The 19,981-nt window shown below is 39.1% G+C and carries 21 protein-coding genes; 12 read left to right on the plus strand and 9 right to left on the minus strand.

Annotated elements, in window-relative coordinates; translation table 11 throughout:
* Window positions 1–99 precede the first annotated feature (99 nt).
* Window positions 100–1,527, plus strand: a complete 1,428-nt coding sequence (gene dnaA / locus E2P86_RS00005; RefSeq protein ID WP_085473419.1) for a chromosomal replication initiator protein DnaA — start codon at window positions 100–102, stop codon at window positions 1,525–1,527.
* Between the two features lie 419 nt (window positions 1,528–1,946).
* Here the strand turns inward: dnaA and E2P86_RS00010 are convergent, their stop codons facing one another.
* The 6 genes from E2P86_RS00010 to E2P86_RS00035 form a co-directional block, all read right to left on the minus strand.
* Window positions 1,947–2,351: a hypothetical protein gene (locus E2P86_RS00010; RefSeq protein ID WP_085473418.1), complete on the minus strand. Its 405-nt coding sequence runs from the start codon at window positions 2,349–2,351 to the stop codon at window positions 1,947–1,949.
* A 318-nt stretch (window positions 2,352–2,669) separates the two neighbouring features.
* Window positions 2,670–3,056, minus strand: a complete 387-nt coding sequence (locus E2P86_RS00015; protein WP_085473417.1) for a hypothetical protein — start codon at window positions 3,054–3,056, stop codon at window positions 2,670–2,672.
* A 108-nt stretch (window positions 3,057–3,164) separates the two neighbouring features.
* Window positions 3,165–4,196, minus strand: coding sequence for a tetraacyldisaccharide 4'-kinase (gene lpxK, locus E2P86_RS00020; RefSeq protein WP_134429916.1), 1,032 nt, complete (start codon window positions 4,194–4,196; stop codon window positions 3,165–3,167).
* Between the two features lie 5 nt (window positions 4,197–4,201).
* Window positions 4,202–4,669 (minus strand): gliding motility lipoprotein GldH, encoded by a 468-nt coding sequence (locus E2P86_RS00025; protein ID WP_085473416.1) that lies wholly within the window; start codon window positions 4,667–4,669, stop codon window positions 4,202–4,204.
* A gap of 24 nt (window positions 4,670–4,693) precedes the next feature.
* Window positions 4,694–6,067: a PSP1 domain-containing protein gene (locus E2P86_RS00030; RefSeq protein ID WP_206367983.1), complete on the minus strand. Its 1,374-nt coding sequence runs from the start codon at window positions 6,065–6,067 to the stop codon at window positions 4,694–4,696.
* 10 nt (window positions 6,068–6,077) lie between these two features.
* A complete protein-coding gene (locus E2P86_RS00035; RefSeq protein WP_134429922.1) occupies window positions 6,078–7,220 on the minus strand; it encodes a DNA polymerase III subunit in 1,143 nt (380 codons plus the stop codon).
* 120 nt (window positions 7,221–7,340) lie between these two features.
* Here E2P86_RS00035 and dnaN point away from each other — a divergent pair, with 120 nt between their 5' ends.
* The 10 genes from dnaN to E2P86_RS00085 all read left to right on the plus strand — a co-directional run bounded on the left by dnaN (window position 7,341) and on the right by E2P86_RS00085 (window position 16,267).
* Complete coding sequence (gene dnaN, locus E2P86_RS00040; protein ID WP_085473413.1) at window positions 7,341–8,462, plus strand: DNA polymerase III subunit beta; 1,122 nt, start codon at window positions 7,341–7,343, stop codon at window positions 8,460–8,462.
* A gap of 11 nt (window positions 8,463–8,473) precedes the next feature.
* On the plus strand, window positions 8,474–9,136 hold the full coding sequence (locus tag E2P86_RS00045; protein WP_085473412.1) for a DedA family protein: 663 nt from the start codon (window positions 8,474–8,476) through the stop codon (window positions 9,134–9,136).
* Between the two features lie 133 nt (window positions 9,137–9,269).
* Window positions 9,270–9,857 (plus strand): CAP domain-containing protein, encoded by a 588-nt coding sequence (locus E2P86_RS00050; RefSeq protein WP_134429924.1) that lies wholly within the window; start codon window positions 9,270–9,272, stop codon window positions 9,855–9,857.
* 65 nt (window positions 9,858–9,922) lie between these two features.
* Window positions 9,923–10,798, plus strand: a complete 876-nt coding sequence (locus E2P86_RS00055; protein WP_134429927.1) for a YicC/YloC family endoribonuclease — start codon at window positions 9,923–9,925, stop codon at window positions 10,796–10,798.
* Between the two features lie 3 nt (window positions 10,799–10,801).
* A complete protein-coding gene (gmk, locus tag E2P86_RS00060; RefSeq protein WP_085473409.1) occupies window positions 10,802–11,371 on the plus strand; it encodes a guanylate kinase in 570 nt (189 codons plus the stop codon).
* Complete coding sequence (gene nadD / locus E2P86_RS00065; RefSeq protein WP_134429930.1) at window positions 11,371–11,949, plus strand: nicotinate (nicotinamide) nucleotide adenylyltransferase; 579 nt, start codon at window positions 11,371–11,373, stop codon at window positions 11,947–11,949. Before gmk ends, nadD begins: the two co-directional genes overlap by 1 nt.
* Window positions 11,950–12,012: 63 nt before the next feature.
* On the plus strand, window positions 12,013–13,074 hold the full coding sequence (locus E2P86_RS00070) for an aminotransferase class I/II-fold pyridoxal phosphate-dependent enzyme (protein WP_240775544.1): 1,062 nt from the start codon (window positions 12,013–12,015) through the stop codon (window positions 13,072–13,074).
* Between the two features lie 227 nt (window positions 13,075–13,301).
* Window positions 13,302–13,586 carry an HU family DNA-binding protein gene (locus E2P86_RS00075; protein WP_085473406.1) on the plus strand — a complete coding sequence of 95 codons (285 nt, stop codon included), beginning with the start codon at window positions 13,302–13,304 and terminating at the stop codon, window positions 13,584–13,586.
* Between the two features lie 12 nt (window positions 13,587–13,598).
* Window positions 13,599–14,435, plus strand: coding sequence for a tetratricopeptide repeat protein (locus E2P86_RS00080; protein WP_134429933.1), 837 nt, complete (start codon window positions 13,599–13,601; stop codon window positions 14,433–14,435).
* A 278-nt stretch (window positions 14,436–14,713) separates the two neighbouring features.
* On the plus strand, window positions 14,714–16,267 hold the full coding sequence (locus tag E2P86_RS00085; RefSeq protein ID WP_085473404.1) for an Rne/Rng family ribonuclease: 1,554 nt from the start codon (window positions 14,714–14,716) through the stop codon (window positions 16,265–16,267).
* Between the two features lie 22 nt (window positions 16,268–16,289).
* Here E2P86_RS00085 and miaA read toward each other — a convergent pair whose 3' ends face one another.
* The 3 genes from miaA to E2P86_RS00100 all read right to left on the minus strand — a co-directional run bounded on the left by miaA (window position 16,290) and on the right by E2P86_RS00100 (window position 19,245).
* Window positions 16,290–17,258 carry a tRNA (adenosine(37)-N6)-dimethylallyltransferase MiaA gene (miaA, locus tag E2P86_RS00090; RefSeq protein WP_240775545.1) on the minus strand — a complete coding sequence of 323 codons (969 nt, stop codon included), beginning with the start codon at window positions 17,256–17,258 and terminating at the stop codon, window positions 16,290–16,292.
* Entirely contained in the window at window positions 17,255–18,427 is a 1,173-nt protein-coding gene (locus tag E2P86_RS00095; protein WP_085473402.1) for a Gfo/Idh/MocA family protein, read from the minus strand. Before E2P86_RS00095 ends, miaA begins: the two co-directional genes overlap by 4 nt.
* Window positions 18,428–18,489: 62 nt before the next feature.
* Window positions 18,490–19,245 carry a hypothetical protein gene (locus E2P86_RS00100; RefSeq protein WP_134429936.1) on the minus strand — a complete coding sequence of 252 codons (756 nt, stop codon included), beginning with the start codon at window positions 19,243–19,245 and terminating at the stop codon, window positions 18,490–18,492.
* A 146-nt stretch (window positions 19,246–19,391) separates the two neighbouring features.
* Between E2P86_RS00100 and def the strand changes: the two genes are divergently transcribed.
* Window positions 19,392–19,979 (plus strand): peptide deformylase, encoded by a 588-nt coding sequence (gene def, locus E2P86_RS00105; protein WP_085473400.1) that lies wholly within the window; start codon window positions 19,392–19,394, stop codon window positions 19,977–19,979.
* Window positions 19,980–19,981: the final 2 nt, after the last annotated feature.

Genomic DNA, 19,981 nt, shown 5'->3' on the forward strand with positions numbered 1-19,981 from the left:
GTTTTTTAACTCGGAATTTTTTGTCATCTTCGTCTTGAGAGAAAGTTATAAACAATTTTTTTGTCGAATATTGGTTTTCAAGTTATTAACAATTTAGGAATGGAAAAAACGTGTACAAGTGTTTGGAATAGCTGTCTGCAGATAATCAAAGACAATATACCGGCGCAGAGTTTCAAGACCTGGTTTGAGCCAGTAAAAGCAGTCGGTCTTAATGGAAGCGTTTTAACTATTCAGGTACCTTCAGTTTTCTTTTACGAATGGCTTGAAGAACATTATGTTGGAATATTACGTAAAACGATAAAGAAATTTTTAGGTGAACAAGGGCGTTTAGAGTATAATATCATTGTCGATAAATCATCAGCAAATACACCATATACTACTAATATTCCATCTAACGGAAATGGTGCAGAAGGAAAAAAACAGTCGATCCCTGTACCTGTAGCATTAAATAAAAATATCAAGAATCCATTTGTGATTCCTGGGTTGAAGAAGTTGCAAGTAGATCCACAGTTGAACCATCATTATACATTTGAAAACTTTATTGAAGGAGAATGTAACAGGTTAGCGCGATCTGCAGGTTTTGCTGTAGCAAATAAGCCCGGAGGGACATCGTTCAACCCGTTGATGATTTATGGTGATGTAGGATTGGGAAAGACACACCTTGCGCAGGCAATAGGTAATGAAATTAAAAAGAATCTATCGGATAAGTTGGTGATCTATGTTTCTTGTGAGAAATTCTGTCAGCAGTTTGTAGATTCTTTGAAGAACAACACCATTAATGATTTTGTGAACTTCTATCAAGCGATGGATGTGATCATAATGGACGACGTGCACAACTTCGCTGGAAAAGAAAAGACACAGGATATCTTTTTCCATATTTTTAACCACCTGCATCAGTCTGGAAAACAAATTATCTTAACATCGGATAAAGCGCCTAAAGATTTATCAGGATTGGAAGAACGCCTTCTTAGTCGTTTTAAATGGGGCTTATCGGCAGATATCCAAGCACCAGATTTGGAAACAAGAATGGCTATCCTTAAAAAGAAGATGTATTCTGATGGTATTGAACTACCCGAAAATGTGGTGGAGTATGTGGCGACACAAATCGACAATAGCGTTCGTGAATTAGAGGGGGCAATGGTGTCTTTATTGGCACAATCGACCTTGAACAAGAAGGATATTGATTTGAACCTGGCTAAGTCCATGCTGAAGAACTTTGTGAAAAATACACACAAAGAGATATCGATGGAATATATACAGAAATTGGTTTGTGAATATTTTGAAGTTCCTGTCGAGATGGTTAAATCTAAGGTGCGCAAAAGAGAAATCGTTCAAGCACGTCAGATATCCATGTATCTTGCAAAGAATCATACGAAATCGTCTTTAAAATCTATTGGGAACTTCTTTGGCGGAAGGGATCACTCCACAGTTATCTATGCGTGTCAAACAGTAGAAGACTTAATAGAGACAGATAAAAAATTTAAAACCTACGTACAGGATATACAAAAGAAACTTAAGACTTCTTAAGCAACAGCTGTTGCTTAAATTTTTGAATGTGTAAAGAGCGAAATCATATTGATTTCGCTCTTTTTTATTGTCGATCTTAATCTTCTTCGTTTCCTTTTGAACAAAGTCACACTGGTTGCCTGTTGCCTTCCTGCTCGCGCGAGCCTTCGGCTCGTGTGCTCTTAGATAGTAAATAGTGATAAGTCCGAGCTTGAAGCTCGAACTAACGTGGAGGCCCCTCTTGATTTCCTTGCTGGCGCGAGCCTTTGGCTCGTGTCCTTTCGTAGGAAGGTAAAAGGTACGAGCTTCAAGCTTGCCTACCGCAGGCCGGGTTGAATTAACATAGAAAACCTAAGGCATAAAAAAGGCGGAATCAAATGCTGATTCCGCCGATTTTACTTACTAAATGTTCCTACGGGTAGATGATATTTTTATCAAATTTACAATGTAGAAGATTCTTCTTGTTGTTGTTCCTGTTCTTCAGTTTGTGCTGGAGCTGCTGGAGCCTCTTCTTTTGGTCTTTCAGATACAATCTTTGCAAAGATCTCTCTTTGTTCGTCAGAAAGCTTCTCTGCTACTTGTGTATCTACATTAGCTTGTACTTTAGTTAAAGCTTCTACACAAGCTTCAGGAGAAAGGGTTGCATCAGCACGTAATGTTGCTTTTGCTGTTTCGCCTTGGAGTACCAAATCAAACACGGTTTTTTGTTGATCTTCGGTCAATGTTAATTTTTCAGTCAACGTAACGGTTTCCTGTTTTGCTTTTTCTTCAGGTTTTACTTCTTGTGCAAATGTTAAAGTAGCGGCAAATAATAAACTGATTCCTGTTAAAAATAATTTTTTCATGACTTTGAATTTTAAATGTTAAACCTTTTTGTAATAAATTCTTTACACTAATAACTCTGAAATAGATCAGTTTATTGTTTTTATTGTATCAAGTATGTTACATTTTAACATTCCTTAACAGAATGATTTTCTATAAATCTGTTTGTTTTTATTGTTAAATAATTGATTTTAAGATTGTTAATATTGTATTGTTTATTTATTCTGTTTTTTAGCCTATTGATACAATTAGAAGAGACTTGATACAAGAAAGGGAGGTCCTGTGTGTTAGACAGGACCTCCCTATAGCGTGTTTACTTTTTTATAAGCTCAATAAAGATCTTACTGGCGAGCTTCTGGACGACGACGTTCCCCTGGTTTCTCTAGCTTATCATACTTTTCTTTCTGTTCGTTAGTAAGAAACGATTTGATTTTCGCTTCATGTTCTGCACGATAAGCCTGCATTTCTTTTCGCATTGCTTCGCGATCTTTATTTTCTTTAGAACGATCAAATCGATTTTTTTGTTGTTCGGCTTGTCGTAATGTGTAATTGTAGATAGAGTCTTGCTGGCTCTGACTCAGGTTTAATTCTTTGTGTAACCTTTCTACGGTGTTCTTGGCGCGCGTGGCAGGCGTTATATCACGCATTCCTCCAGCAGGTCTTTGTTGCGCATAGCTGATGCTAATCCCTAGGAATAAGATCGTAGCTAAGATTTTGAAATTTCTCATAATCAATACTATTTATGTTTATACAAATCTATGTTATATAAACGTAAGTATTTCATAGTCATTGTGTTATTTAGTGTATATTAACATCAATTTATACTAATTAACACTTCAGTCTGTTACGAAAGATCGGAGGATAAGCGTATTAAATACATCGCTTTGGTTAAAAGCAATTTCTTGTGTAATGGGGATATAATAAATAGGATATGCGAGGATGAAGGACTGTGGTAGTCGTTGCATATCTTTCTCTGTTGTCAATATGATTTTCTTCGAATTCAGGATGTTATTAAAAGTACGAACAACACGATTAATATCCGTATCCGTAAAGGCGTGGTGATCTGGAAAGGAGATATGCTCCATTTGTATACAACGTGGTTTCAGATACGCATATAAAGGTATAGGGTTGGCTATTCCGGTTAATAGGAGAACAGCCGTATCTTGTAATAGACTTGTATCAAAGAACTGCTGGTTTTTGTCGATGATGGATTGATAAGCTATCCGTGAGAAAAAAACAGGTGCTTTTGTATATTTTAAGAAACGGGTTTCGATAGCAAATCTTTCCTCACTATGTATGACCTCTGGGCTTTTTGTGACGACGATAACGTCTGCTCTTCGACTTTCCTGTAAGAGATCCCTGAAATTACCTGTAGGAAGGCTTAAAATAGGTTCCTGCAGCGATTGATAATCGAAAAGAAGAATGGAGAAGCTTGGGGTTAATTTACGATGTTGGAAGGCATCGTCTAAAAGTATGGCATCATGTTTATCCTTTAGTTTTTCAACACCTATACATCGATTTTCTGAGACAGCAACGGTATTATCTGGAAACTTACGTTTAATTTGTAACGGTTCATCCCCAACATCACGCGCATCAGATGTAGATTCGACATAGTAAAAACCTTTGGTCCGACGGCCATAGCCGCGACTGAGGACAGCAACACGATATTTGTCCTTTACGAGACGAAGAACATATTCTGTCATGGGGCTTTTTCCTGTACCTCCAACGGCAAGGTTGCCAATAACGATTACTGGAAGATTGTAGCTTGTACTTTTGAGTATACCATAGTCATATAAGCGATTTCTGAACCAAACGATTACGGTATATAAGAGGGTAATAGGGAGTAAGAACCAGCGTAGGATCTTCATAAGCATTAGGGCTTTTTAATAAGCTTAATACCTATGTCAGCAATATGTTTTAATGGATTTTCCCGCATGTTCTGTTCCACGGAAAAATGGTATAGACCGGTATCCGGGAAGGTAAAATCTTTTTTGACCAAGACTTCGTTACTATATAGGCTTCCTGCATTCTTACCCATCCAACGGCCATCAAGTTCCGCAAATTTTACTTCATACCGATAGGCGGTATCCTGTACTTTTGGACCTTTCTCATGGAGAAGAAAGAATAGGTTGGAGTAATTATAATCACCCGTATGACGCACATGGATGTAAACATCATAATGGGCTTTGTTGTCATCAATCTTAACATCGAAGGTGGGCATACTATTGTATGCCCACGAACGGTTAAGAATGGGTTTATTTACTTCATAAAAGTTCTGCTGCTCACACGCGGTAGCGAAAAGTAGAAGAAAAGAAAATGCTGTAAATACGATCTTTCTCATACGGAAATTGCTTTGTTTTGTGTCCTAACTTTTGGGACCATTATTGTCCGTAGATTTTCCTTTATTTTTATTCTTATTGCGATTGAAGCGTTTTTTCGGTTTGTTTTCGCCGTTTTGTTTTTCTTCTGTATTTTTCGCAACAGGAGCGCCACCCGTATTTACAGGAGCTTTTTCGTTCTTAGTTGTTTCTGCTTTTACCGGTGCCGGTTTTTTATTTTCAGTTGCTCCGGCAGGAGTATCCTTACGTCCTTTTGTCGATTTCTTACGTTTCTTCTTCTTGTTTTTATCGTCTAGGCGGGTCAAAGAATCCTGTCCTACCACATTTTCGTAATCGTGTGAAATAGGCTTTTGTACTTCTTCGATCTCGATGGTCGTGAACAGCTGGGCCGGTTTTTTGCCGTTTCTATTCATCTCGGAATATTCCTTAACTGTCGTTACTTCCAAAGGAATCCAATTTTCGGCACCAGGAAACGAATACCACATGATTTTTTTGAAAATATCCGTTTTCTGTAGATACGCGACACCGCTCTCGGTCTCGATACGATCCACATTGTTTGGTATATTTTTCAATGCATCCATATAGCTATCCAACTCGAAGTTGAGACAACATTTTAGCTTACCACATTGTCCAGCTAATTTAAGTGTATTGAGCGATAAGTTTTGATAACGTGCAGCGGAAGTAGAAACCGTCTTAAAGTCGGTCAGCCACGTGGAACAACAAAGCTCACGCCCACATGAACCAATACCGCCCAAGCGGCTCGCTTCTTGGCGCATCCCGATCTGTCGCATTTCAATACGAATCCGGAATGCTTCGGCCATCCGTTTGATCAACTCCCGAAAATCTACACGCCCTTCAGCAGTATAGTAGAAAGTCGCCTTTGTTTTATCACCTTGATAATCGACATCCGATATCTTCATGGATAAACCGAGCTCCAAAGCCAAATTCCTGGCACGGTGCATCGTTTCCCATTCTAAATCTTTTGCTGCATTAAATTTGACAAAATCAGATTCGCTTGCTTTGCGATAAACTTTCTTGAGAACACTCTCCGGGTCTACATTATTTTTCTTCAGTTGTAAGCGAACCAACTCTCCGGTAAGCGATACGTGGCCAATGTCATACCCTCCCGTAGAAGGTTCAACAGCCACCATTTCGCCCATCTCCAAGTATAGGTTGTCTGTATTGATATAAAAATCTTTACGAGAGCCTTTGAAGCGAATCTCTACAATGTTGAATGGTTTATAATTTGAAGGCAAATCCATATCGGAAAGCCAATCGTATACATCTAATTTATTACATCCGCTGGTCATGCATGAGCCATTATTCTGGCATCCTGCAGGTGTTGTTCCTACGGTATTGCTACCACAACCTCCTCCGGACGAGCAACTGCCACATCCCATATTTTTTTCGTTATATATATTGAGTCCCTTGCGGGATCGTTTTGTACTTAAATATTAATACTAATTGCAAAGATAAATCTAAAAATAATATTTTAGGGTTAGCGTTGCGTTCTACTTTATAATGTGTCTTTTCCAAGAGTTCGATCGCTGCCTCCAGCTGCTCCAGCTGAAAATTGTCACTAAACTTCTTGACAAAGTCTAATTCTTGTCCCTGTATGAGGACCAAATCGTGAAGCCCTTGTTGTAAGAGCACAATTTGGCGCAACATATTGATGGCATAAATTAGGAAATTTTTTTGATTTTCACGGCCTAATTTTGAGAGGTCTTCTTCACTGGTTCTAATCAGTTGTAAGCCCGCATCTGTAACAACGAAACGGAGCCAATTAATCAATAAATTGAAGTATGGATTCGTGTCTTCTTCAAGTAAATCTATAGCCGTTTGAATATTGCCGTCTGCGATGAAGGCAATTTCATGTGCACGCTCTTCGGAAAGGCCTTTATCTGCGATGAGGAAGCTTTTGACATCCTGATGCCCCAGTTTAAAGATCTTAACCAATTGGGTGCGCGATATAATGGTATTGAGTATTTTATCCTGATTTTCCGCCACTAATAAAAAAAGTGTTTTGGCTGGTGGTTCTTCGATAAGCTTTAGTAAAGCGTTTCCTTGTACATCAAGATATTCGGGAAGCCACATAATCAAAACTTTGTATTCCGCCTCGAAAGATTTGAGGCTTAGTTTTTTGATGATGTCATGCGCTTCAGCGATATTTATATTTGCTTGTTTATTGCCGGCGTCTAATTGGTTTCGCCAGTTTGTAAGGCCTAGATAGGGGTTTTCCAGAAATGCTTTACGCCATTCTTCAACATAAACTGTTGCCACATCTTTCTCGCCACTAGCAAAGAAAGGATAAGAAAAATGAAGATCCGGATGGATAAGTTTTTGGTACTTTAAGCAAGCGCTACACTGTCCGCAACTGTCTGTTGGCGAAGGATTCTCACAGTTGATATATTGCGCATAGGCTAAGGCAAGGGCGAGGCTTCCCGACCCCTCCGGACCCAAGAAAAGCTGTGCATGGCTTACGCGGTTATCCTGAACGGTTTGTAGAAGATGATCCTTGACCTGTTGATGGCCTATTATTTCTTTAAAGTGCATAGTTAATTTGTACAAACATACGAATTAATTGAGTTGTGATAAGAATTAACAGCCCTCCAGTTTATAAAATGTAGATTCTTTTCTGTAATATTGCATATAAAAATCTATAAAATTCAGGAAATGAGATTTATTGTATCCACGTCAATTTTATTAAAACAATTACAGGCAATTAGCGGTGCTTCAAGCAGCAGTACTGTACTCCCGATTCTAGAGAATTTCTTATTCGAGATCAAAGATAATTTGTTGACCATCTCGGCAACAGACCTTCAGACGAGTATGGTAACCTCCTTACAAATTGAAGCGAAAGAAGAAGGACGAGTGGCCATGCCTTCGAAAATTTTAATCGAGACACTAAAAACTCTTCCTGATCAACCCGTTGCTTTCTCGGTTGATACCAAAACCTTAGCAATAGAAATTAGTGCCGGAGATGGTAAATACAAATTAAGTGGCGAAAATGCAGACGATTTCCCGAAGATACCGGTGGTAGATAATGGGTCGACCGTTAGTATAGGCACATCTGTATTATCGGAAGCAATCAATAAGACGATTTTTGCCGTTAGTAACGACGAGCTAAGACCAGCGATGTCAGGTGTATTGGTTCAGTTGGCAGAGCAGTCGGTTACGTTTGTAGCAACCGATGCCCATAAATTGGTAAGATACCGCAGAACGGATATTGGATCGGATAAACCAACGTCTTTGATCCTACCTAAAAAAGCACTTAACTTATTGAAGTCGTCCTTGCCTTCTGATGATAGCAGCGTTTCGATCGAGTACAACAACACAAATGCTTTTTTCAAGTTTGGAAATATTCATTTAATCTGTCGTTTGATCGATGAGCGTTATCCCGATTATGAAGCCGTTATTCCGCAAGTTAACCCGAATAAATTGACGGTTGATAGACTTCTTTTTTTAAATACACTTCGTCGCGTGGTAATCTTCGCAAACAAAACAACACACCAAGTGCGGTTGAAGATTTCTGGAAGTGAATTACATATTTCGGCGGAAGATCTGGACTTCTCTAACGAAGCACACGAACGGTTGAGTTGTCAGTTTGAAGGTCAGGATATGGAGATTGGATTTAACGCTAAGTTTTTGGTAGAGATGCTGAATAATTTAGATTCTTCGGAGGTTGTGATTGAAATGAGTACACCAAATAGAGCAGGCCTTTTAATTCCGGCAATTAAGGAAGAAAACGAGGATGTTTTGATGTTGGTGATGCCTGTTATGTTAAATAATATTTAAGAGCCCGCGTTTTGGAGTGGATATATAGCCTTATTGATTTTGTTTTGCATATTGATAAGCATTTGGTAGAAATAGTAAATAACTATCAAACGTGGACGTACCTTATTCTTTTTCTGATCATTTTCGTAGAAACAGGTGTGGTGGTTATGCCTTTCTTGCCGGGGGATTCATTGCTTTTTGCTGCAGGGATGCTTGCGGCGCAACCTAATGATTTGAATATATGGTTAATGGTTTTTCTATTGCTTATAGCTGCAATTACGGGAGACTCACTCAACTATTCTATCGGAAAACGATTTGGAATGGGGATAACCCGATTCAAAATTTTTGGTAAGCAGGTGGTTAAACCGGAGCAGATCGAAAAGACACACGCTTTTTATGAGAAATATGGGAGTAAAACAATTGTTATTGCGCGTTTTGTGCCGATTGTAAGAACGTTAGCTCCTTTTGTAGGTGGAATAGGTAAAATGCATTACGGCACTTTTTTAACCTATAATGTCGTGGGAGCTTTCCTTTGGGTCGTAGGTATTACATTCGCAGGGTATTTCTTGGGAAATATTCCTTTAATAAGAGACAATTTCTCTAAAGTCGTCCTATTGATTATCGTTATTTCCGTTTTGCCGATTGTTTTCGAGGTCGTAAAGGAAAAGCTAAAAAGTAAAAAAGAAAACGCTTAGATTTTAAACGATAGCGTGTTATATAAAATTAGAGGAGAAACCCATGATAAAAGGTTTCTCCTTTTTCTTTTTTGGTTCAATTTGTGTTATTGAAAAATATGCAAAATCTTTACATGACGTCCATTTTTAAAGCATGATGATACGACCGCTCTATATTTTTCTTTTTTTTATTCTTCCCCTTACATGCGTGGCGCAACGTAAGGGTATTCATGTAAATAAGGCCGAAGCACAGGCTGCCTTTGAATATTTAAAAAGCGTTCGGGAGAACCCGGCTAAATTTATGAAAAGTTTGGGTGTTCGCTTTGACGCTAAACAGGTATCCAAACTGAAATTGAACTGGAACGAACAATTGGCGGAAACAGCAGAATTTCGGGCCTATGACATGGCTAATAGAGGGTATTTTGACCATGTAACACCAGAGGGAATTGGTCCTAACTATTATATAAATAAATACGGATATACATTAAATGGTGACTGGTTAAAGAAAATTTCAACGAATAATTTTGAATCTATAGCGGCAAATCATGCTTCGGCAGTAGATGGAATTAAAGCATTTATTATTGGTAAAGGCTCGCCTGGTTTTATGCATCGTAAGCATGTATTGGGTATGGATAAGTGGAACGGCTCGCTGTATGATATTGGAATTGGTTTTGTACAGCTGGAAAAAGGCAATCCTTATAAAAGCTATTTATGTGTAATTATTGCTAAACACGACTGGTAAGACACTTTATGAAAGGTTTTTATTAAATTTCGAGTTTTACTTTTGTAAATTTTCTACCTTTGCATATGATAAAATCAATGACAGGGTATGGTATTGGTTCTCAGGAAAATGGGAAAGTAAAATATACCGTTGAATTAAAATCCCTGAACTCTAAATTTCTCGAACTTAGTTTACGGCTTCCCAAAGCTGTGTCGGATAAAGAATTGGCGCTACGTTCGGAGGCTGGTAAGCTGATTGAACGAGGCAAAGTGAATATGATGGTTACGGTTGAGTATGCTGATCAGACTGCTAAGGCCTCCACAATCAATGCGGAACTTCTTGGTAAATATTATAAACAATTACAGGAAATAGCAACACAATTGGGGGATACGGATGCTTCTTTATTTGCCTTAGCATTAGATATGCCTGAAGTGGTAACAGCAAAAGATGATACCGTGGATGAGGAAGAAGGACGTGTTTTAATGGATGCTTTCTATGCTGCAATTGCGAAGTTCAATAAGTTTAGAGAAGATGAAGGCGAAATCTTAAAAAACGATGTTGAAGGTCGTGTAAATATGATTTTGACTTATCTTACTGAGGTGGAGAGTGTGGAAGGAAGTCGGATACCGTTGATTCGTGAAAGACTATCTCACTATTTGGATGAAGCTGTAGGAAAAGAAAATGTAGATATGAATCGATTCGAACAGGAGATTATCTATTATATTGATAAGCTAGATGTAACGGAAGAAAAAGTTCGCTTACGCAGTCATTGTAATTATTTTATCAAAGCATTGAGCGCTTCAGATTCTAACGGAAAGAAATTAGGTTTTATCTCGCAAGAGATGGGGCGTGAAATTAATACGTTGGGTTCGAAGGCGAATGATGCCGGAATACAACAGATTGTTGTACGGATGAAAGAGGAGCTCGAGAAAATCAAAGAACAACTGTTAAACGTTTTATAGCTAATGGGTGGTAAACTAATTATATTCTCTGCCCCATCTGGCGCAGGAAAAACGACTATTGTTAAACGCTTGTTAGAAAAGCACAGTGATAAATTGGCCTTTTCTATTTCGGCGAGCACCCGGGAACCACGGACAGGCGAGGTTGATGGAAAGGATTATTATTTTGTGTCGAAGGAAGATTTCTTACACAAGATTGCAAAACAAGAGTTTATTGAGTTTGAGGAGGTTTACGCGGGAACATTCTATGGTACTTTGCGTAAAGAGGTAGAACGCATTTGGGCAATGGGCAAATCGGTTATCTTTGATATCGATGTGGTAGGCGGGTTACGCTTGAAGTCTAAATTCCCAGAAGAGGCGTTGGCGATTTTCGTTAATCCGCCATCATTTGACGTGTTGAAAGAGCGCTTACGAGGTCGAGGTACAGATTCCGAAGAGAAGCTGCAGGAACGTTTTGCAAAAGCAGAACTAGAACTCAGCTACGCGGATAAGTTTGATGTAGTCCTCAATAATTTTGAACTAGAAGTGGCCTGTGCTGAAGCAGAGGAAATGGTTTTGACATTTTTAGAAAAATAATGGCAAATAAAGTCGGTCTTTTTTTTGGGTCCTTTAACCCAATACATATTGGTCATCTTATTATTGCAAACTACATGGCCAATTATACAACATTGGACGAGGTGTGGTTTGTGGTATCTCCTCAAAATCCATTTAAGGAGAAAAAGAGCTTGGGCAATATGTATGACCGATTGGAGATGGTTAATTTAGCGATTCATGAAAGTGAATCGCTGCGCAGCTCCAATATCGAATTTTCCTTACCTCAACCTTCGTATACGATCGATACGCTGATACACCTAGCGGAAAAATACCCGAATAAATCATTTTCTCTTATTATGGGAGAAGATAATCTTGCGGGGCTTCCCAAATGGAAAAATTACGAAGTCATCTTGCGAGATTATCCAATATATGTATATCCGAGACCAGGATACGATGGTGGCGTACTAAAAGAGCATCCATCGATTACTATGACAGAAACGCCATTAATGGAGCTGTCATCCACCTTTATTCGTCAATCGGTTAAAGAAGGAAAAAATATTCATTTCTTTACGCCGGACAAGGTTATCGAGTTTATTGATAAAAAAGGATTATATCAGTAATTGCTCGAAAAGAATTCCCTTTTTTGTAAAAACCATTATTTCAGCTAGATTTGAGGTTTAGCTATGAAAATCATGAATCCGTTACAACAGCTGAACCAACCCACAGGACGGTTTATACACCATAATGATCGGCCATATTTGTTTTTTGGGGGAACAGCTTATTTAAGCTTGTTGGTGGAACCCAATTATATTGATATATATAAGGAAGGGATTGATCGGTATGGTTTGAATAATGGTACCTCGCGCAGTAATAATATACAATTAGGTATTTATGCGGAAGCGGAAGCTAATATGGCCGCACGATTTGGTTTCGAAGAGGCAACGTTACTATCGAGTGGGTATCTCGCCGCTCAATTAGCTGTTCGGCAATTGCAGGCTAAAGGTGAAATGATTTATGCACCAGGAACACATCCCGCCTTATGGTTGAATGGCGCAACGACGACAGAGGAGAAGACTTTTGAGGACTGGGCGCAGGATACGGTATCTTATATCAATCGTTCTACAGCGAATAGTTTTGTTGTCATAGCGAATAGCATGGATAATTTGCGGCCAACACAATATGATTTTTCTGCTTTTCGGGAAATAGACTCCAGAAATAAGGTATACCTTTTATTAGATGATTCGCATGGAATCGGCGTGCGAGAGGCGAATCGTTGTTTTGTTGATATACGAGATATACAAGAAAATATGCCGGTAGAATTGATTGTGGTGGCGTCCTTAGCGAAGGGAATGGGAACAGATGCTGGAATTTTGCTTTCATCGAAGGAGATGGCTTCATTTTTTAAGCAATCTCCGTTTTTTATGGGAGCATCGCCGGCGAGCCCAGCAGCAATGTACGCCTTGGTTTATGGTGAAGCTATATATAAAGCACAGGTCGAAAAGATGCAAAAGAACGTTACATATATGCAAGAGAACGTGGGTGAAGGCATTAACCATATTGATCGTTTTCCTGTGTTTACCGTAAACAAGCTAGGGGCATTTGAGAAGCTGTTGGCAAAGGAAATTTTGATCTCAAGTTTCCCATATCCATTACCCACGGATCAACCGCTGAATCGAATTGTAGTGGCTGCACATCACACGGAAAATGATATGAATGTGCTGAAGACCGCCTTGTTATCCGTCTAGTAAAATGTTGAGAATTAGTTATCTAGTTAATTACATCGAGCGAGTGTCATAAGCACACATTTGGTTATTCTTGGATAAGATGTTGATACAGAAAAGTTTCGCTTTGGTCATCTTTGGTAAAAAAACATAAATAAATTTTTAAACATCATAAAAAAAAGATACTTTTGCATCCCCAAACAACACATGCGTTAAGGGTTGAGAAATAAATAATTACAGTAAAAATAGATATGACTAAAGCAGAAATTATTGCGGAGATCTCTAACAAAACAGGCTTAGAGAAGGTAGATGTTCAAGAAACAGTTGAGGCATTTTTCAAAGTTGTAAAAAATGCAATGATTAGCGGCGAGAATGTGTACGTTAGAGGTTTTGGTAGCTTCGTGGTTAAGAAAAGAGCAGAGAAAACAGCTCGTAACATTTCAAAAAACACAGCTATAATTATCCCGGCGCACTTTGTACCAAGCTTCAAACCAGCAAAAGTTTTTGTTGAGAAAGTAAAACAAGGGAACAAATAAAACTAAAAAACTATGTTAAATACCAAGCAAATTGTCGTTGTAGTGTTAGTGGTGGCTCTTATGGGTGTATTATTGGCACGGCCTATCAAAGGCTTGGTAAATGAAAATAAAGAAAGCGCGACTTCAGCAACCGCGGAAGCTTCGTCTACCTATAACTTTAAGAGCGTTTCTGATGTTTCCAAACAAGGCGTAGATGCCGGTTTGACGCAGGAGATCACTGCTTTAGAAGAAAAGGTTGCTAAGGCGGATGGTGAGGAAAAGATTTCTTTGTTAGGGCAATTAGCCCAAAAATGGGATGATTTAGCTAAATATGCTCCTCAGGGATTTATTTATGAGGAAATGGCAAAAATTTCTCCTAAATTTGAATATTGGTTGAAGTCTGGCGACGCTTTTCGCTCTGCATACACAAATTTGCAGGATACAGCGATGGCAAAGGAATTGAATCGATTGGCTATTCAATCGTATGAAAAGGCTACAGCGCTAGACGAAAACAACTTGGATGCAAAGACAGGTTTAGGGGCAGCAATGGTAACAGGAACAAACAACCCGATGTCGGGAATCGCGATCTTGAGAGAAGTTGTAGCAAAGGACCCTAAAAATATTCAGGCAAACAAAACACTGGGATTGTTTTCTTTACAGTCTCGTCAATTCGATAAAGCTGTTGACCGTTTTAAAACAGTTGTCGAATTGAAGCCTGATGCTGAATCATATTTTTATTTAGCGACAGGATACGAAAACATGGGGTTAAAGAATGAAGCAATTGCTGCTTTTCAGAAAAGTAAGGAATTGGCATCTGACCCGACGCTTTCACAGTTCATCGACAGACGTGTAGAAGAACTAAGCAAGTAATTAACTTATTTTTTATAATCATTTAAAAACATTAAAGCTATGCCAAGCGGAAAAAAAAGAAAAAGACATAAAATGGCTACGCACAAGCGTAAAAAACGTTTAAGAAAAAATAGACACAAGAAGAAATAAGCTTGTTTGTCTTTTAGGCTTTAGCCACTAAAGACTACATACAATCTATGGTTTTACTACGGTAGAATCATAGATTGTATTTTTTCATTAACGAGTTTTTATGTTGTATCAGGTTTGTAATTGCTTTACAAATCTTAAATGTGTAGCTGTTGGTAAAGGAACTAATTATCGATTCAACTCCCGAAAAAGGAGTGACTATTGCTTTACTACAGGACAAACAGCTTGTTGAGCTGAACAGGGAACAGGCCGATAATAATTTTGCCGTAGGTGATATTTATCTGGGTAGAATCAAAAAGATTATGCCAGGCCTGAATGCCGCTTTCGTAGACGTTGGATACGAAAAAGATGCGTTCTTACATTATTTGGATTTAGGACCTCAGGTTCAGTCATTACTCAAGCTCACGCGAATAGTAAAGAATGGCAGCTATCAGGAGATGCTGCTCAGTAGTTTAAAGCTTGAAAAGGACATCGATAAAGCAGGAAAAATTTCGGACATCTTAAGCCGTAATTTGCTTTTACCGGTACAAATTGCCAAAGAGCCCATTTCTACCAAAGGACCCCGATTAAGTTCGGATTTGTCTATTGCAGGTAGATTTGTTGTATTGGTGCCGTTTTCAAGTACGGTTTCCATATCCAAGAGAATTAAAGGCAATGCTGAACGTACACGCCTCAAGAAGATTGTAGAAAGTATTAAACCTGCAAACTTTGGTGTGATTATACGTACGGTATCCGAAGGAAAGGGAGTCGAAGAATTACAAAAAGACTTGCTAGACTTAATCTCGAAATGGGAACTGTTTACCAAACGCCTTAGGACTGCTGAACCGCCTCAAAAAGTATTGGGCGAAATGGATAGAGCTTCTACCATTTTACGCGATATTTTGACGGACGAGTTCACGCATATACATGTCAATGATAATGCCTTGTATGAAGAAGTAAAATCTTACGTACAGGAAATTTCTCCCGATTTGGAAAAAATTGTAAAGCTCTATAAACACAAAGAGCCTATTTTTGATCACTTCGGCATTGAAAAACAAATTAAGGCGTCTTTCGGCAAGACGGTGAATTTGCAAGGTGGTGCTTATCTTGTGATTGAGCATACCGAAGCACTCCATGTAGTGGATGTGAACAGCGGAAACCGAATTGCTAGTAAAGAAAACCAAGAGGAAAATGCGCTTCTGGTAAACAAAGAAGCAGCAAAAGAAATCGCAAGGCAATTGCGCCTGCGTGATATGGGAGGTATTGTTGTAATCGATTTTATCGATATGCACAAACCGGCCAATCGGAAAGAGCTTTATGGTTATCTAAAGGAATGTATGGCGAATGATCGCGCAAAACATACCATATTGCCACCAAGTAAATTTGGATTGGTACAGATAACCAGACAACGCGTAAGACCAGAGATGAGTGTGGTGACAAGTGAAAAATGTCCCGCATGTGAAGGAACTGGCGAAATACGATCCAGCATTGTTTTGCTAGATGATATTGAAAACAATTTGAGCTTTATTCTTCAAGAGCAAAATGAAAAAGATGTAACGCTTTGTGTACATCCATATATCGCGGCTTACATTAAGTCGGGATTGATCTCGAGAAGACTTAAATGGTTTTTCAAATATGGGAAATGGATTAAGATTAAAACTGTCTCCTCGTATTACCTCACACAATTTCGATTCTTTAATAGCAAAGAGGAAGAAATTAAGTTATAAAATTGAAAAGGGATAGCGACGGCTATCCCTTTTTTGATTTTATGTGTTGAAGAATTTCAGCGACTTGATCACTCGTGTCGATACTGTCCAGCCAATGGATATGGACACCATCTTTTTCCATCTTTCGGAAGAATGTCATTTGCCTCTTAGCATAACGATGTATTTCTGTTTCTAATTTCGTTTTAAAATAAATCTCGTCGATTTCACCAGCAAGGAATAATGAACCGTATTTATACTCTAATCCATAATATTGTAGATCTGTATGCGTGACGCCTTGTTCAAGGAGCGATTCTATTTCATCAAGGAGGCCTTGTTCTATGCGCTGTGAAAGCCGAATCGAGATATTTTCTCTTCGTTTTTCTAATGCTGGATTCAGTCCAAAAACGAGGTATGGATAGGGAGGCGTTGTGCTCTTTTGCAGAGGTTCCGGGTTTTGATGCAACCAGGAAAGAATTTCTATAGCACGAATTAGTCTTTTGTGCGAGCTTTTGTCAATTGTATAATCAGAAGGAATAGTAAAGTTATGAAGCAAATCTATAAGCTCTTCTTTCGATTGTTTTAGTAGCGTTTCACGTAAAACAAGATCTATCGGAACATCAATATAAGGTTGTGATTGAAAAAGAGCCTGAAAATACATTCCGGTGCCACCACAGGCAATCACTTGCTTCTTTCGAGAGATGATGTCGGTGTATGCCCTTTCAAAATCGGTCGTAAATTGCCAAACATTGTATTTTTCACCAGGGTTTAAGATATCGATAAGGTGATAGGGAATGGATCCGTACTCCCGGAGATCCTTACCCGTACCAATATCCATTTGTTTATACACTTGCCTAGAGTCTACACTGATGATCTCCCCCACGAGATGTTCGGCAAGGGCAACGGCTAGTTTTGTTTTGCCGGATGCTGTAGGCCCCAATATTGTTAATAACAAATCGGGCGGAAGATCAACCTCCGCCCGATTTGGTAATATGTTATTTGACGTTGTTATCACAACACAAATTTAGTCCATTTTTCATTGCTTTCATTACTCTGTACTACATTTTGAACAAATGCCATACCGCGGACACCATCATCGACAGAAGGGAAGTCTAGTTGCTCTGGCGTAGGTACACGACCTTCTTTTTTAGCGCTTACCGTTGCTGCGAAATTGCGATAGATATTGGCAAATGATTCAAGTAAACCTTCAGGATGTCCTGCCGGAACTCGTGTATTGTGCGTCGCAAATGAGCTTAATGTAAATGGTGCAGCATATGCATTTCCAGTACGGTATATCTGGCGCGGTTGGTCGAGCATTTTGATGATCAAATTGTTCGGATCTTCATTGGCCCACTCCAATCCTCCCTCTTCACCATAGATGCGGATGCGAACTGCATTTTCCTCTCCGGCGGAAATCTGTGAGGCCATTAACACCCCTTTAGCACCTTGCTCAAAACGAAGTAAAACAGAACCGTCGTCATCTAGTTGACGTCCCTCGACAAAAGTAGTTAGGTCAGCACATAGTTCCGTAATTCGTAGTCCCGATACATATTCTGCTAGGTGTGCCGCATGTGTACCAATATCACCCATAACCAACGACAATCCTGATTTTTTCGGGTCGGCACGCCATGCTGCTCCAGCATTGCCTTCACGTTCTGATAAACGACTTAACCACCCTTGCGGATATTCGACGACAATTTTTCTGATTTTACCGAAATGACCGGCTTTAATCATAGCTTTCGCCTGCTTGATCATCGGATAGCCCGAGTAAGTGTGTGTCAAGCACAATGTACGACCAGTCTTCTCAACGATTTCTTTTAGCTCCTTTGCTTCATCAAGGCTTACCGTCATCGGCTTTTCAATGACAACGTCAAAGCCGTTTTCTAAAGCCATTTTTGCAGGAGCAAAATGTAAAAAATTAGGTGTTACAATGGTCAAAAAATCCATACGCTCTCCTTCTGGAAGTTGCGACTCTTTTTCAATCATTTGTCCATACGATTCGTAAACACGACTTGGGTCTACAAAAAGTTCTTCACCCGATTCTTTTGATATTTGGGGATCGATACTGAAAGCCCCACAAACTAATTCTATTTTGCCATCCATAAAGGCAGCAATACGATGTACGGCACCAATAAAGGCATCCTTGCCTCCACCGACCATGCCCATCCTTAATTTTCGCTTCATGTTAATCTGTTAAGTTTAAGGTTTTTTTTTGATGGTTAAATATACGGAACCGTTCCCGATTTTCATAATGTTAATACCAGCTTGGTACTACCACTATTGTATTTACTGTATTCTCCTTTTATGGGCAAAGTAGATGTGGCGGTTTGCTGGGATATATTCTGAAAGTGTAATGCCTGTGGAGGAAGAGTTCCTGTAGGAAGAAAGCCGATGGTCTTTAAACTGGAGTCTTGGGACCAGTCGTTGTCCACATAGGTCATAATATCTCCAGGCGTAAAATCTTTTGCAAAGGCACGAATTAATCGCGATAACCCACCAACCACACGAAGTCCCGATTTGTGACAAAACCGGATAAGCTCAAAAGAACGGTAGTTAGTCGGTTTATCCTTCATTTTACGGCCACCACTAAAAACAGCAAGGGAAACGAGATCTCCGCGGTAAAAAAGACCGTATCTATATTTTCCAGGAAAGGCAGTGTTAAGATGGTGCTCTTCTAAAAATTGCATACTTATGCGCTTATCCACCCGGGCAATAACAGTTTCTCGGGCATAAATAGTTTGTCCCTTACTGTACAGCGAGGCGATACGCTGAAGGACTTTTTCTTCGTTTTTCCTTAAATACTCCTCATCAAGGTGGATAACCCGAGCACTCGTTACTGTTTTTAAACGATTTTTTGCAGCAGGACTGTAGATCACGATACTAACATCTAAATCTTCTGAGGTTAAAATGGTAAACGCCAGGGTTTGATGTGTCACGAATATCGTATCGAGAAGCAGAGCGAGTTGTTGCGAAAATGCTGTGTTATGATTTTGTTCATCCATCCACCACAAAGTTAGTACATTCTAAATAGGTATAAATTTTTATTAATACCTTTGCACGGAAATTCATCATTTAGGACGTAGAAAGGATTAACTTTTCTTGTTTAATAGAGTCTAAATGAAAGAATACTTAATAATATTGTAAGCGTATGAAGTTACCTATTGTAGCGTATGGAGATCCTGTTTTAAGAAAGAAAGCAGAAGAGATAGAAGAGGATTATCCGAATTTAAAGCAATTGATTGATGATATGTTTGAAACGATGTATGGCGCCCATGGTGTTGGTTTAGCTGCACCGCAGATTGGTTTGTCGATTCGTTTGTTTGTTATCGATGGCTCTCCCTTTGCGGAGGATGATGAGGATGGTGAAGGAGATGCTACATTAAAGGATTTTAAGAAGGTGTTTATTAATCCGATCATCGTAGAAGAAAGTGGCGAGAAATGGGGATTCAGTGAAGGGTGTTTGAGTATACCAGATATCTCAGAAGAAGTGATGCGCCCATCGAATGTCGTAATCAACTATCTGGATGAGAATTTTGAAGAACAAGAAATCTCTTTGTCAGGATTGGCCGCGCGTATTGTACAACACGAATACGATCATATTGATGGAAAGTTGTTTACGGATAAACTTGGTCCTTTGAAGAAAGCTATGCTAAAGGGAAAGCTCGACTCTATATCTAAAGGAATGGTTCGGGTGGGATATAAGATGAGGTTTCCAAATCAGAAAAAAGGGAGGTAAGT

Source organism: Sphingobacterium psychroaquaticum (genome assembly GCF_004421025.1).
Classification (GTDB): Bacteria; Bacteroidota; Bacteroidia; order Sphingobacteriales; family Sphingobacteriaceae; genus Sphingobacterium; species Sphingobacterium psychroaquaticum.